This is a genomic window from Bacillus sp. FSL R12-0074, from assembly GCF_038005725.1.
Taxonomy (GTDB): Bacteria; Bacillota; Bacilli; order Bacillales; family Bacillaceae_G; genus Bacillus_A; species Bacillus_A mycoides.
In genome coordinates, this window is record NZ_JBBOTR010000001.1 from 1,947,321 (window position 1) to 1,960,305 (window position 12,985).

At 34.3% G+C, this 12,985-nt stretch carries 15 protein-coding genes; 11 read left to right on the forward strand and 4 right to left on the reverse strand.

Features of this window, described 5'->3' with window-relative positions:
• Position 1 precedes the first annotated feature (1 nt).
• The 3 genes from NSS97_RS10115 to NSS97_RS10125 all read left to right on the forward strand — a co-directional run bounded on the left by NSS97_RS10115 (position 2) and on the right by NSS97_RS10125 (position 2,641).
• Positions 2–844 (forward strand): sugar phosphate isomerase/epimerase family protein, encoded by an 843-nt coding sequence (locus NSS97_RS10115; protein WP_341112388.1) that lies wholly within the window; start codon positions 2–4, stop codon positions 842–844.
• A gap of 122 nt (positions 845–966) precedes the next feature.
• Positions 967–1,173 carry an alpha/beta-type small acid-soluble spore protein gene (locus NSS97_RS10120; RefSeq protein WP_000113539.1) on the forward strand — a complete coding sequence of 69 codons (207 nt, stop codon included), beginning with the start codon at positions 967–969 and terminating at the stop codon, positions 1,171–1,173.
• A 217-nt stretch (positions 1,174–1,390) separates the two neighbouring features.
• A complete protein-coding gene (locus NSS97_RS10125; RefSeq protein ID WP_080784646.1) occupies positions 1,391–2,641 on the forward strand; it encodes an MFS transporter in 1,251 nt (416 codons plus the stop codon).
• 48 nt (positions 2,642–2,689) lie between these two features.
• Here NSS97_RS10125 and NSS97_RS10130 read toward each other — a convergent pair whose 3' ends face one another.
• Positions 2,690–3,307 (reverse strand): LysE/ArgO family amino acid transporter, encoded by a 618-nt coding sequence (locus NSS97_RS10130; protein WP_002189328.1) that lies wholly within the window; start codon positions 3,305–3,307, stop codon positions 2,690–2,692.
• A 122-nt stretch (positions 3,308–3,429) separates the two neighbouring features.
• Here NSS97_RS10130 and NSS97_RS10135 point away from each other — a divergent pair, with 122 nt between their 5' ends.
• Positions 3,430–4,872 carry an aminotransferase class I/II-fold pyridoxal phosphate-dependent enzyme gene (locus NSS97_RS10135; protein ID WP_107887929.1) on the forward strand — a complete coding sequence of 481 codons (1,443 nt, stop codon included), beginning with the start codon at positions 3,430–3,432 and terminating at the stop codon, positions 4,870–4,872.
• A 12-nt stretch (positions 4,873–4,884) separates the two neighbouring features.
• On the forward strand, positions 4,885–5,052 hold the full coding sequence (locus tag NSS97_RS10140) for a DUF3933 family protein (protein WP_002086120.1): 168 nt from the start codon (positions 4,885–4,887) through the stop codon (positions 5,050–5,052).
• A 95-nt stretch (positions 5,053–5,147) separates the two neighbouring features.
• On the opposite strand, the gene NSS97_RS10145 is transcribed toward NSS97_RS10140, so the two are convergent.
• A complete protein-coding gene (locus NSS97_RS10145; protein ID WP_088032598.1) occupies positions 5,148–6,113 on the reverse strand; it encodes a patatin-like phospholipase family protein in 966 nt (321 codons plus the stop codon).
• An 82-nt stretch (positions 6,114–6,195) separates the two neighbouring features.
• The gene (locus tag NSS97_RS10150; RefSeq protein ID WP_002012392.1) at positions 6,196–6,357 is read right to left on the reverse strand and encodes a YjcZ family sporulation protein; all 162 of its coding nucleotides are present in this window, start codon (positions 6,355–6,357) and stop codon (positions 6,196–6,198) included.
• 224 nt (positions 6,358–6,581) lie between these two features.
• On the opposite strand from NSS97_RS10150, the gene NSS97_RS10155 reads away from it, so the two are divergent.
• From NSS97_RS10155 to NSS97_RS10170, 4 genes are all read left to right on the forward strand, one after another.
• Positions 6,582–7,334: a YwqG family protein gene (locus tag NSS97_RS10155; RefSeq protein ID WP_107887931.1), complete on the forward strand. Its 753-nt coding sequence runs from the start codon at positions 6,582–6,584 to the stop codon at positions 7,332–7,334.
• A gap of 146 nt (positions 7,335–7,480) precedes the next feature.
• On the forward strand, positions 7,481–8,641 hold the full coding sequence (locus tag NSS97_RS10160) for a transglutaminase domain-containing protein (protein ID WP_107887932.1): 1,161 nt from the start codon (positions 7,481–7,483) through the stop codon (positions 8,639–8,641).
• Between the two features lie 108 nt (positions 8,642–8,749).
• Positions 8,750–8,950, forward strand: a complete 201-nt coding sequence (locus NSS97_RS10165) for a DUF4083 domain-containing protein (RefSeq protein ID WP_002141377.1) — start codon at positions 8,750–8,752, stop codon at positions 8,948–8,950.
• Positions 8,951–8,977: 27 nt separating this feature from the next.
• Positions 8,978–9,439: an NUDIX hydrolase gene (locus NSS97_RS10170; protein ID WP_002130989.1), complete on the forward strand. Its 462-nt coding sequence runs from the start codon at positions 8,978–8,980 to the stop codon at positions 9,437–9,439.
• Positions 9,440–9,483: 44 nt separating this feature from the next.
• Here the strand turns inward: NSS97_RS10170 and nadE are convergent, their stop codons facing one another.
• Positions 9,484–10,302 carry an ammonia-dependent NAD(+) synthetase gene (gene nadE / locus NSS97_RS10175; protein WP_044444240.1) on the reverse strand — a complete coding sequence of 273 codons (819 nt, stop codon included), beginning with the start codon at positions 10,300–10,302 and terminating at the stop codon, positions 9,484–9,486.
• Positions 10,303–10,572: 270 nt separating this feature from the next.
• On the opposite strand from nadE, the gene NSS97_RS10180 reads away from it, so the two are divergent.
• Both NSS97_RS10180 and NSS97_RS10185 read left to right on the forward strand, forming a co-directional pair.
• Positions 10,573–12,453 (forward strand): FtsX-like permease family protein, encoded by a 1,881-nt coding sequence (locus NSS97_RS10180; RefSeq protein WP_107887933.1) that lies wholly within the window; start codon positions 10,573–10,575, stop codon positions 12,451–12,453.
• Between the two features lie 119 nt (positions 12,454–12,572).
• Positions 12,573–12,860 (forward strand): AbrB/MazE/SpoVT family DNA-binding domain-containing protein, encoded by a 288-nt coding sequence (locus NSS97_RS10185; RefSeq protein ID WP_002012401.1) that lies wholly within the window; start codon positions 12,573–12,575, stop codon positions 12,858–12,860.
• The last annotated feature ends 125 nt before the right edge of the window (positions 12,861–12,985 follow it).

The following is a 12,985-nucleotide window of genomic DNA, read 5'->3' on the forward strand; positions in this document are numbered from 1 at the left end:
AATGAAATATTCGCTATGTACAATTTCATTTCGCCATCAACTAATTTCATTTACTGATATTGTTCAATTTGCATACGAAAACGGTTTTGAAGGAATTGAGTTGTGGGGGACCCATGCACAAAATTTATATATGCAAGAGCGTGAAACGACAGAACGAGAAATAGATTATTTAAAGGATAAAAATTTAGAAGTTACGATGATAAGTGATTACCTGGACATATCATTATTAGCGGATTTTCAAAAAACGATGGAAAAATGTGAACAACTGGTAACACTAGCTAATTGGTTTAATACAAATAAAATTCGTACGTTTGCCGGGCAAAAAGGTAGTGAGGATTTCTCGGAACAAGAGAGAAAAGAGTATGTGGAGCGAATTCGCAGGATTTGTGATCTATTTGCTCCGCATAATATGTATATACTATTAGAAACACATCCAAATACGTTAACGGATACTTTGCCGTCTACTTTGAAATTGTTAGAAGAAGTAAATCATCCATATTTAAAAATAAACCTGGATTTTCTTCATATATGGGAGTCTGGTGCAGACCCTGTAGATAGTTTTCATCGATTAAAGCCATGGATACAACATTACCATTTTAAGAATATATCATCAGCGGAGTATTTACACGTGTTTGAACCAAATAATGTATATGCCGCTGCTGGAAGTCGTATAGGAATGGTTCCATTATTTGAAGGTATTGTAAACTATGATGAAATCATCCGGGAAGTGAGAGATACTGATCATTTTGCTTCGCTTGAATGGTTTGGGCATAATGCGAAAGATATATTGAAAGAAGAAATGAAAGCATTAACGAATAGAAAATTAGAAGTAGTAAGTTCATAAGGTGAAATGATGAAAGAGTCTCGTTTAGGAGACTCTTTTTTCATTTTATCAATAACCAAAAATTACCATGTATTTAATTTCGGATTTGATACAGTTTAATATATATAAGGAGGTGATCGGTAATGGCTAGAAATCGTAACGCTAATCAATTAGCATCACATGGAGCACAAGCAGCTCTAGATCAAATGAAATATGAAATTGCACAAGAGTTTGGTGTACAGCTTGGAGCTGATACTTCTTCACGTGCAAACGGTTCTGTAGGCGGTGAAATTACAAAACGCCTTGTAGCGATGGCAGAACAACAGCTTGGTGGCGGATATACTCGCTAAATGTAGAAGGTTATAGGAGAAAGGAAGGATTCTTCCTTTCTTTTTTATTTTCAATTAATTGGTATGGATATATTGTGAACAGGATTCAAAGAATAGGAGTAATGCTATATTTTACCCAATTTCTTTTGTTGTAAATGGAAAGTAGTAAAGATGAAATAGCCCTGGTGGAATGTAAACATAATTTCCAGCAGGGCTATTATATGGTAAGAAATATATGATGAAAGGTTCCGAAATCAACATGTTAAAAAAAGAAAACTGTTGTTTAATTGCACTTGCATCAGTTCCACTTGTTATGACGCTAGGTAATTCAATGCTTATTCCAATCCTGCCAACCATTGAAAAGAAATTACATATTTCATCTTTCCAAGTATCCATGATAATTACAATTTATTCTATCATTGCAATTATACTTATACCGATTGCTGGTTATTTATCAGATAGATGGGGACGAAAGATGGTAATGGTTCCAAGTTTATTAATTGCAGCTATTGGAGGAGCGATAACGGGATGGGTATCATGGAAAGTTGATAACCCTTATGTTTGGATTCTTATCGGAAGAGCAATTCAAGGGATAGGTGCTGCTGGTGCTATGCCAGTTGTCATACCATGTGTCGGTGATTTATACAAAGATGAAAAACAGGTTAGTGCAGGTTTAGGAATCATTGAGACGTCAAATACATTTGGAAAAGTATTGAGTCCCATATTAGGATCAGCTCTTGCAGCTATTGTATGGTTCTTACCATTTTGGGCGATTCCAGTTTTATGTGTAATATCGATTGTTTTACTACTGGTACTAGTAAAGGCGAAGAAACAAGAAGAAGAAGCCCCACCACTTAAGGAATTTATTCAATCTATTATCTCTACGTTTCGAGAAAAGGGAAGATGGTTAATTGCCATTTTTATACTAGGTGCAATTATTATGCTTATTTTATTCGGAATACTTTTTTATCTGTCAACTATACTGGAGTCGAAGTACGATATTCATGGTATATGGAAAGGGTGTGTACTGGCTATTCCTTTACTTGTACTATCACTTAGCTCATATATGGCTGGTAAAAAAATTGGAGATAAACAAGATATTATGAAAAAGTGTATCTATATTGGATTTTTACTGGCTGCTGCATCTGTCTTCTTACCTTTATTTTTAAAAGGAATCTATTTGCTACTTCTTTGTCTCGTTATTATGGGGGGAGGAATTGGTATGGCGTTACCATGTCTAGATGCTCTTATTACACAAGGGATTGAAAAAGAGCAGAGGGGGACAGTTACGTCATTTTATAGTTCAATGCGATTTATCGGTGTAGCAGCTGGACCACCCCTATATTCTTTTTTTATGAAAGGGGCAGACCATGAAGTGTTTTATTTAACAAGCATCTTCGCTGCTATTGGTGCTGTCATAGCAATTATTTGGATTAAACCAGCAAAAGATGAAATGATGTTAAAACAGAAACCGGAACCAACTTCATAATGCGAAAGAGAATTGCATGCCAATTACATAACATGCAATTCTCTTTAATTAGTTAGGAAAAACAACTTGTTTTAACATATAAAGTGCGACTCCCCATATGAGTAGCCCTGAAATTTTATTTAATACTATAATCGTTTTTCCTGTTGAGTCAAATCCTTTTAGAAATTTTCCAGCAAAAGCTAAACTAATAAACCAGATCCAAGAAACTATAATTGTTGCAAAAGTGAAAGCCCATTTCTCACTTCCTATGTACTGTATAGAGTTTGTTCCGATTACACCAATTGTGTCTAAAATTGCGTGTGGATTTAGTAATGAAACTGATGCGGCGAAAATAATTTGATTTTTTAAAGGCATGCTTTTTTCTTGTTTTACATCATTTGAAGGATCGCTTCTCCAAATAACCCAGCCCATATACATAAGAAAGAAAAATCCAATCATATACAAGGTGGTTGTTAACCAAGAAAAAGTTAAGAGGACAAGGGAGACACCTTGTACAGCAATTAATATTAATAATGTATCACATATAGATGCAGTCAAGACTACAGGAGCAGCTCGCCAAATATTTGGTTGACTAGCGCCTTGGTTAAAGACGAAAACATTTTGGACACCTAATGGAATGATAAGACCAAATGCAAGGATGATACCGTGAATAATTGCTTCACTCATCAGATTACCTCCTACTTAATTTGATTAATTATGATAGTCTATATTGTATAGAAGAAATGAAAATTTGTATCCATCCATATGGTTGGATAGGTTACCAACCATAAAATATGTGAGGTGAGATAATGGAAAGGCTCGTTTGGAAACCTAATATGTCTTCATCTGTTCCTTTGTATAAACAAATAGAATCTTATATAAAAGAGAGAATTGTTAATGGGGAATGGACAATTGGAACTAAATTACCTTCCCAAAGAGCTTTGGCGCATGCGTTTGAAGTGAACCGAAGTACAATTGTAATGGCTTTCGATGAGTTAATAGCAAAAGGGTATATTGAGGGGAATGGACGGAAAGGAACAATTGTTATAAAAAATAGTGAGAATACTTCAACATATGCCCCGCCTCCAAACTGGCAGTCTTACGTAGAAACAGGACTTCATTATCCGAATCTTCCTGCTGTACAAGAGATTAATCAAGCTGAATTTACTCCCAATGTAATTCGATTAGGAACAGGTGAACTTTCACCGAGTCTCTTGCCTGAGAAAAAGATGAAGGGTATTATTAATAAAATTTTACAATCAAATGTTCCACTTGGGTATGAGGAACCGAAAGGAAATCTCCATTTAAGAGAAAAAATTGCGGAATATTTAAAAGGGCATGGGATATATGTATCTCCTGACTCTATTTTAATTGTTTCAGGGGCAATTCAAGCATTGCAGCTTATTTCTATGGGGCTTCTTCCGAAAGGAGCGTCAATTTTATTAGAAAAACCATCATATTTATATTCGCTTAATGTATTTCAATCAGCAGGAATGCGCTTGATTGGAATACCAATGAATGAGAATGGTATAAATACTTCATACATTACAAAATATAAGAAACAATTTAACGCATCTATTTTATATACAATCCCATCTTTTCATAATCCGACCAATTTTAGTATGAACGCTAAGAAGAGGGAGGAAGTGATGGAGATATGTAATGAAATTGGATTACCTATTATTGAGGACGCGGTATATCAAGATTTATGGTTCGATGCACCAGTTTCAAAACCTTTAAAGGCATATGATAAAAATGGGATTGTGCTACATATTGGAAGTATGTCCAAAGTCATTAGTCCTGGTTTAAGAATTGGGTGGGTTGTTGGATCAGAATCCGTTATTCAAAGATTAGCAGATATAAAAATGCAAACTGATTATGGTTCAAGTTCTATATCCCAGCAGATTGCAGCGGAGTGGTTTGAAAATGGATTGTATGATGAACATTTACAGTTTGTAAGAAGTGAATTGAAAAAACGTAGAGATTTTATGATAAGTATGTTAGAAAAGTATTGTAGTGGCATTGCAACTTGGCATGAGCCAGTAGGAAGCTTTTACATTTGGCTACATATAAATCTACCAATTTCGAATCGTAGTTTATTTGAAAAAGCTTTACAAGAAAAGGTGTTGTTAAACCCAGGCACTTTGTATGATAGAAGTGCTAACCAATTTTTACGTCTTTCTTATTCCTATGCAACTGTAGAAGAAATTGAAGTTGGAATAAAAAAGATCGCGCAATTAATTAAAATGTAAAAGGAGAAAACCATGAAACAATATGTGATTTGCCAAATGATTGATGGAGATAAATATTTAGCTGCTTATGCGGAGACAAAACAGGATGCAATTGAAAAAGCAGAATTGCTAGGTTTAAGAACTGGAAATCGTTACATAGTAATTACCGCAAAAGAAGCAGAAGGGTTAACTTATCCTTAAATAATGGGAGAGTACATAAGAAGTAAATAAGCCTAATAATGTACTATATTATTAGGCTTATTTACTATTAAAGTGTGACAGGGAAAATAATATAATTATGAGTCAAGTTGACGGAAATACCGATTTGTTTTTCGATCCTGATTTCCGTCTCTATATTCATCAACATATTGTCTGAAGTTCCAGGATTGTAAAAACTTATTAGCTGCATTATAACCAGAGTTATAGAGCCATTCTTTCTCTTCTTTAGTTAGTTGAAAATTAGTACTGGTAATGCTTCCTGTCGGAATTGTAATAGTTCTAGCCTTTGATTCTTTATCTAAATGACGTAAATCATGAGCTTGCATCATCGTTTTAAATAATCCTTTGAACATGGAAATAGGTTCGTCATAGTGGGCGGGATCAGCTTGAATCTCATCTTTTACAAAATGAAATCCAAAGGTAGGCCAGCGAGGAGAAGTCGGTGAATCGAAAATCCAAATTGGGTAATTACTTAAAATACCGCCGTCAACCATATAACAAGGCTGCTTCCATTTTGGTGTTCTCCATTTCACTGGTTCGAAGAAGAAAGGAATGGTTCCACTCATTCTTACTGCTCTAGCGATAGAGAAGCGGTAATTTAAAAATCCGTAGTTTGGTAAGTCATCGGGAAAAATAACCATTTTACCATTGCTTATATCTGAAGCAATAATTTTGAGTTTATTCAAATCGGGTAAGTCTGTAAACAAATGAATTCCTTTTTTTCTAAGCAGGTCTTCTAGCCATTCTTCGAGAAATACATTTGAATAAATACCTAGAGTAGACCAAGCGCTTAATCCTTTACCAATAAAGGGGATTTTATCAAGAAAAGTTTTTTTAGTGAATTTTTCATAATCAATGTCTGTTACAATCGTCTTTAATTCGGAACAAGAATATCCTGCTGCTAGAAGAGCTGCAATAATAGCGCCGGCTGATGTTCCAGCTAAACGTTCCCATTCATATCCTTTTTCGGCTAACGCGCAAATTGCCCCTACATGAGCAATTCCGCGTACACCGCCTCCTTCAAAAACACCATCAATTTTCATTGAACATACTTCCTTTCTAAAAAATGAAAATGGAAAAAAAGCACGTATTGTACGTGCTTTTTTACAATAGTTTTTAAGTTTACTAGCAGCCTACAAAGCCGCCCCAACAGCTAGCTCCGATGATGATTAGAAGGATAAATAAAACGATTAATAAAGCGAAACCTCCATAACCACAACCGCCACCACAACTACCGCCGTAACCGTAACCACCGCCGTAACCGCCGCAACTATATCCGTAACCCATGTGGAATTCCTCCTTAAATTAAAAATAAAAATGAACGAGGGGAAAATGTACTGGAAGAAATAAAGAACTATCGTGTTTGTAGGAACAATGTATACTATGCTTTTTTAAACTTGTTCGCGTACGAGGGATAAGCCCGTTTTTTGGAGGGCTTGTTGAATTTGCAATGAATGAAGTATAATCTTTGTGCTATGATACAAATAAGTATGTAAATGTAAGGAGAATTTATGGAACAGAAAATTGAAATATTAATTGATAAATATGAACTAACACATTTGAAACAGGAACTTATTAATACTGTATTTCCTTGTATAAAAGTTGTGCCAAAACAACAGGAAATAATTGCGATAGGCAGTTCGAAAATGGGCGGAGTTCCTGATTTGCCAAATACATTTGAATATCCAACATACAAAGAGAATCCGTTACGTTTTATCGCACAATTTAATTTAAGTGATTTACAAAACGTTGGTATGGATCATAATCTTCCTAAGACAGGGATGTTATATTTCTTTAGTATTGAAAATTACTTTGAAGAAGATGTGGATCCAACCGAAGCTGGACGTGTACTTTATTATGATATCCCTGTAGAGCAATTACGTAGAGCAGATGAAATACAAGCGAAATATAACCAGTGTGCAATTACTTTTGAACTGACGTATAAATTACCGGAGCTTTTCATTGAAGATGAGGCGGATTCAGATCGTTTCTTGCAATTACTTGAAGAGCTAATCCCAGACAACTATGATAATCATCAAATGTTTGGAGAACCATTCTCTGTACAAGATGAGGTATTGTACGAGACTGGACAATATATGGGGATAGATCCACAGCATATGACGCTCTTATTCCAAATTGATTCAGATACTAAAAATTGTAATATGATGTGGGGAGATTTAGGGATGCTTTATTTCTGTATTGGAAATGAAGACTTGAAAAATCGCCATTTTGAAAATACATGCTGTGTGTTGCAAACTTGCTAAAAAAAGGGTTGTTCTTTTTCTAAAAGAACAACCCTTTTAAAAATGTTAAATATGCATAATCTCATATGACCTATTTTGAAAAGTATTGTATACTCTGAAACTATACGATACTTTTTGTATAGTTATAGAATGTAAGGAGTGACAAGATGGGAAAGACAAGTAAGTATGTGACAGCTGCCGCACTTTGTTCAACTATAGTAATGGGAGGCTTACAGGCGTCAGCTGTATCTTATGCGGCTACGAATCCGACTACAGTGACAACACAATCAGATGCAAAGTTGTTAAATGATTTCAGAAAAGAATTAAAAAAACAGATTGATAATAGAGAAGAAAATATTACAATCACATATAAAACAAAAGATAGAAATGCTAGAAATATTATGGACCAATTGTATGGCGAGTTTAATAAAATTGTAGATGCTGATGAGTATGTAAAATATAATGTAGCGTCTACTAAATATTCTATAAAAGGGATGCCTGGGAATTATACATTTACATTACAAGTGAAGTATCGTGAATCAAAAGAGCAAACACAGTATGTAAAGTCTCAGGCGAAAGCAATTGTAAATTCTATCATTAAACAAGGCATGGATGAGCATGAAAAAGTGAAAGCTATTCATGATTATGTTGTGAAACAAGTATCATATGATACGTCTTATCAAGCATATACAGCGTATGAAGCGTTAGCGAATCGTTCTGCCGTTTGCCAAGGATATACATTGTTAACATATCAATTACTAAAAGAAGCAGGTATTCAAAATCATATTGTAACAGGTACAGGGAATGGACAAGCTCACGCATGGAATTTAGTGAACATTGATAACAAGTGGTACCACCTTGATACTACATTCGATGATCCAGTTCCTGATAAAGCTGGGCGCGTAACATATTCATATTTTAATATGTCTGATGAACAATTAAGCAAAGACCATGAATGGGATCGTAGTGAATATCCAGCGGCAACTACAAGCTACTTCAACGAATTAACAAGCAAAATAAAAGCCGGTAGTTCAAAAACTGCTATATATGAACAAATGTTAAAAGAAACAAATTTAAAGTATTTATCTGCACAATACGGAGCGGAAAATTACAATGAGTTTAAGAAAAAATTACAGCAACAATTTGCTTCCAAGCCAGAAAAAGTAGAAGTACGATATAAGCAGTCAATGGATGGAACGATGCAAGATATAAAGAAAGTATTAAATGAAATAACTTGGCCAAAAGGTGCAAAGCGTGTATCTTATCAAGTTGCGCCATATAGTGCAATGACAGGTTATTCATTAGCGACAATTACATTTACGTATTAATGAAAAAGAGCATCTTTAAAAGGTGCTCTTTTTGCGTTTGATTATAATCCTAGTGACTATTTAGAATTATGTGATAAAATAATTGAAAATAGAGGATGTGATAGCTGAATGAATTTGTTCGAAAATAATATATTTGCATTGATATATTTTTGTCTAGTAATCGGACTTATCGTTTTGTTTTTTGTATCATTTACTCTGTTCATTAAAAGGTTATTGCAAAACAACACTATGAAAAAACAACATGTGATTAATATGAATCAGAAGTTAGATCGGATTATTGAATTGCTTGAAAAAGATAAAAAAGAATAATGGAAGATGGATAAAAAGGAGAAGCAGATGGCGAATTATATAAAGGAATTACGTGAAAAAATAGGGCATGATTATGTTATTTTGAATTTTGCAGGAGGTTGTGTATTTAATGAATTTGGTGAAGTGCTTCTGCAAAAAAGAGGAGACTTTAATGCTTGGGGATTTCCAGGCGGTGCAATGGAAATCGGGGAATCTGCGGCAGAAACTGCGATTCGAGAAATAAAAGAAGAAACAGGATATGATGTGGAAATTGATGAGCTCATTGGTGTGTATACGAAATATTTTCAAGCATATCCGAATGGAGATCAGGCACAGGCAATTGTAATATTTTTTAAGTTTTCAATCGTTGGAGGGAATACAAAAATAGACGGTGATGAAACGTTAGATTTGCAGTTTTTCCCTTTAGACAAAATGCCGCCATTGTTTAATAAACAACATGAAGATTGCTTACAGGATTTATTAGAGAAAAGAGTAGGGGTATATCGTTAACGTATAAAAAAGAAGCTAAATGAGATTAGCTTCTTTTTTATGTCCTATTTCCACCAATCATCAAACATTGACGCTGGTACTTGTCTTTTATGTTCACTCACTTTATAACGCTTCTCGATCTTTTCAGCAACGTCAGCTGGAACGGATTTACCTTCTAAATAGTCATCTAATTGATCGTAAGTAATGCCTAGCTCTGTTTCATCAGCTTGACCTGGTTTTTCATCTAATAAATCAGCTGTTGGCATTTTTAAGTAAAGTCGCTCGTCTGCACCTAATTCTTGTAATAAATCACGTCCTTGGCGTTTCGTTAATCCCGTTAATGGTAATAAATCTGCACCGCCATCTCCGAATTTTGTGAAGAAACCTGTTACAGCTTCAGCAGCATGATCAGTTCCGATAACGAGTAGCCCTTGTTGTCCGCCGATTGCGTATTGTGTAACCATGCGAATGCGTGCTTTTACGTTTCCTTTATTGAAATCTGTTAATGATTCACCTAATAAGTTTTCGTATTGATTTGAGAAGGCATCAACTGTTGAAGCGATATCAAAAGCAACAGACTGATCAGCTTGAATAAATTGTAATGCTAATTGTGCATCATCTTCATCTTTTTGTACTTTGTATGGAAGACGTACGGAGATAAACGTTGCGTTACCACCTTCATTACGAACTTCTTCGACTGCAAGCTGTGCTAAACGTCCTGCCAGTGTAGAGTCTTGTCCGCCGCTAATTCCAAGTACAAATCCTTTTGCACCTGTAGTTTTTAAATAAGCTTTTAAGAAATCAATTCGTTTACGAATTTCTACTTTCGGATCAATTACAGGCTGAACATGTAATGCTTTCATAATTTGTTCTTGTAATGTCATTATGTTTTCCTCCTATTCATATTAAAGCGGTAAATAAGATTATATGTATATTGGTACATACTTCTATCCTTTATTATTTCGCAAAACTAACGAATATACAATAGGATGCGTGTATGAATATGAATGTAGTCATTATAATGAAACTGTTTTATATAAGCAATTGTTTAAAACCTTTCAATAATGTAAGGTTTTTGTCATTTGAATCGATGGAAGGTATTTCCGAACTTTACTAATATAAAAGTATAGTTAGTAGAAGGGCGGAGAAGTAGTATGAACATTAGAGAACTCGCATTTCGAAATGTAACGCGAAATAGACGAACATACTCAGCTTATTTTTTGAGTAGTGCATTTGCAATTATGGCCTTTTTTGTGTATTCATTTTTTGCGTTTCATCCGGCATTAAGTGCTGGAGAATTAGGACAGTACGTATTCGTAAGTATGTCTTTTGCGCAGTCTATTATTTACTTATTTACATTCTTCTTTATTTTATATTCAATGGGAATGTTTTTAAAAACGAGAAAGCGTGAACTAGGAATTTTAATGATGTTAGGTATGACGAAATATCAATTAAAGCGTCTTATCTTCTTTGAAAATATAATGATTGGAATAGGGGCAATAATTTTTGGGATTCTTTCAGGTATGTTGTTTTCAGGAATATTAATATTTGTAGCTCCGATGATATTAAAACTAGATATTTCTTTATCCTATTACATACCGATGAAAGCGATTGTTGTAACGAGTATTATGTTTTTCGTATTATTTATGATCATTTCATTGTTTAGTGCAGGAATGGTTCGTAAAAATAAAATTATGAAATTGTTTAGAGGATCAGCAGAGGCGAAGCCAGAACCGAAGGCATCTATAATTTCTTCTATATTAGCAGTAGTATTGCTTAGTGCTGGTTATGCAGGAGCTCTTATGTCACATGGTGCAATGGTATTTATAATGATGATTCCTGTTACAACGGTAGTCATTATTGGTACGTATTTGCTGTACAAGCAGTTGAGCGTCTTTATTATTAGACTATGTAAAAAAAGTAAACGTTTCTATTGGACACAGACAAATATTATTACTTTGTCAGATTTAGCATACCGTATGAGAGATAACGCAAGAATGTTCTTTATTGTAACGATTATTTCAACAGTAGCATTTTCAGCAATAGGTACATTGGTTGGGTTTGCTTCGATGACGAAAGAAATTATGGACAGACCAATTGCGTTTCACTATCAGTCTAAGCAAGGTAATAGCAATGAGCCACAGCATCTGAAAATCATTGACGAAGGATTAAAGAAACATAATATAGCAGCTTCAAAAATAAATATTTCATCGAAGAAAACGGAGGAGCAGTCGTTAAGAAGCGCCATTTTTATAAAAGAATCAGATTATAAAGAATATGCAAAGTTAACAGGAGAACCATTTAATACTGTATCAAATAAAGAGGCTTTATTTTTGTCAGTCGAAATACCCGGACCACCGATGAAAGAAAGAAAAGAAATTACTTTACCAAATATGAATGAACCTTTAAATGTGAAAAAAGTTAATACTTCTTCATTAAGTAAAATACTAAGAGCTAATGTGTATGTAATCTCTAAAAAACAATATGATTCATTACAAGATGGATTTAAAGAAGAAAAAGATTATATGTATAAAACACAATCCGCGAAAGATGAAATTGAGGTTGGTAAAGAGCTTACGAATCAGATTAAGCCTTATCAAGAACATTCAACGTTTAGTGCAGAAGAGTACGATCAAAATCAAAGTCTACAAATCGCAGGACCCATTTTATTTGTAGGTTTCTTTATTGGTATTGTATTTTTCGTTTGTGCAGGAAGCTTCCTTTACTTCCGTTTATTTTCAGATTTGGAGGACGATACTCGTTTATTTGAAATGATTCGAAAAGTTGGATTGACGAGAGGGGAATTATCGAAAGTAGTCACAATCCGCTTAGCGCTTTTATTCTTCGTTCCAGTTGGAGTTGCAACATTACACGGGGCAGTAGCATTAACTGCGTTAGGACAAATGTTTGAGTACTCACTGTTTAAAGAAAATACAATTGTATTAAGTATTTTCGTAGGTATTCAAGTTGTATACTTCTTAATTATACGATCGCGTTATTTAAAACAATTGAAAGAAAGATTGAATATTCGTTAAATGTGTTTTTTTAACTTTTGTACTATATTTTCTAAAAAGAGTAAGGCATTACCAAATATATAGTGATAAAATGAAAATAGCGAGGTGAAAAAAATAATAGAGAGTAAGGGGGGAGTAACATGAAAGCAACAGGAATTATTCGAAAAGTAGATGAATTGGGACGGATAGTTATTCCTAAAGAATTACGGGATGTATTAGGAATACAAATCAAATCACCACTTGAAATTTTTGTAGAAGAAGACAAAGTCATTTTACAAAAATATCAACCATACAATGCTTGTCAAATAACAGGTGATGTTTCAGATCAAAATATTTCATTAGCAAATGGAAACATTACTGTTAGTATAGAAGGCGCAAAACATGTAATAAAAGAAATTGAGCAGTTTTTGAACAAGAGTAAGATTTAGTCTTAATTTATCCCGCTATTTGTGGGCAGTAAAACTCCCACCTCAAAACTCGGCTGAAGCAAAGAAGTTAGGTGGGAGATCAACTGCCCGTAAAAGCCCGATTGGTGAGAGCTAATAATCAGTGG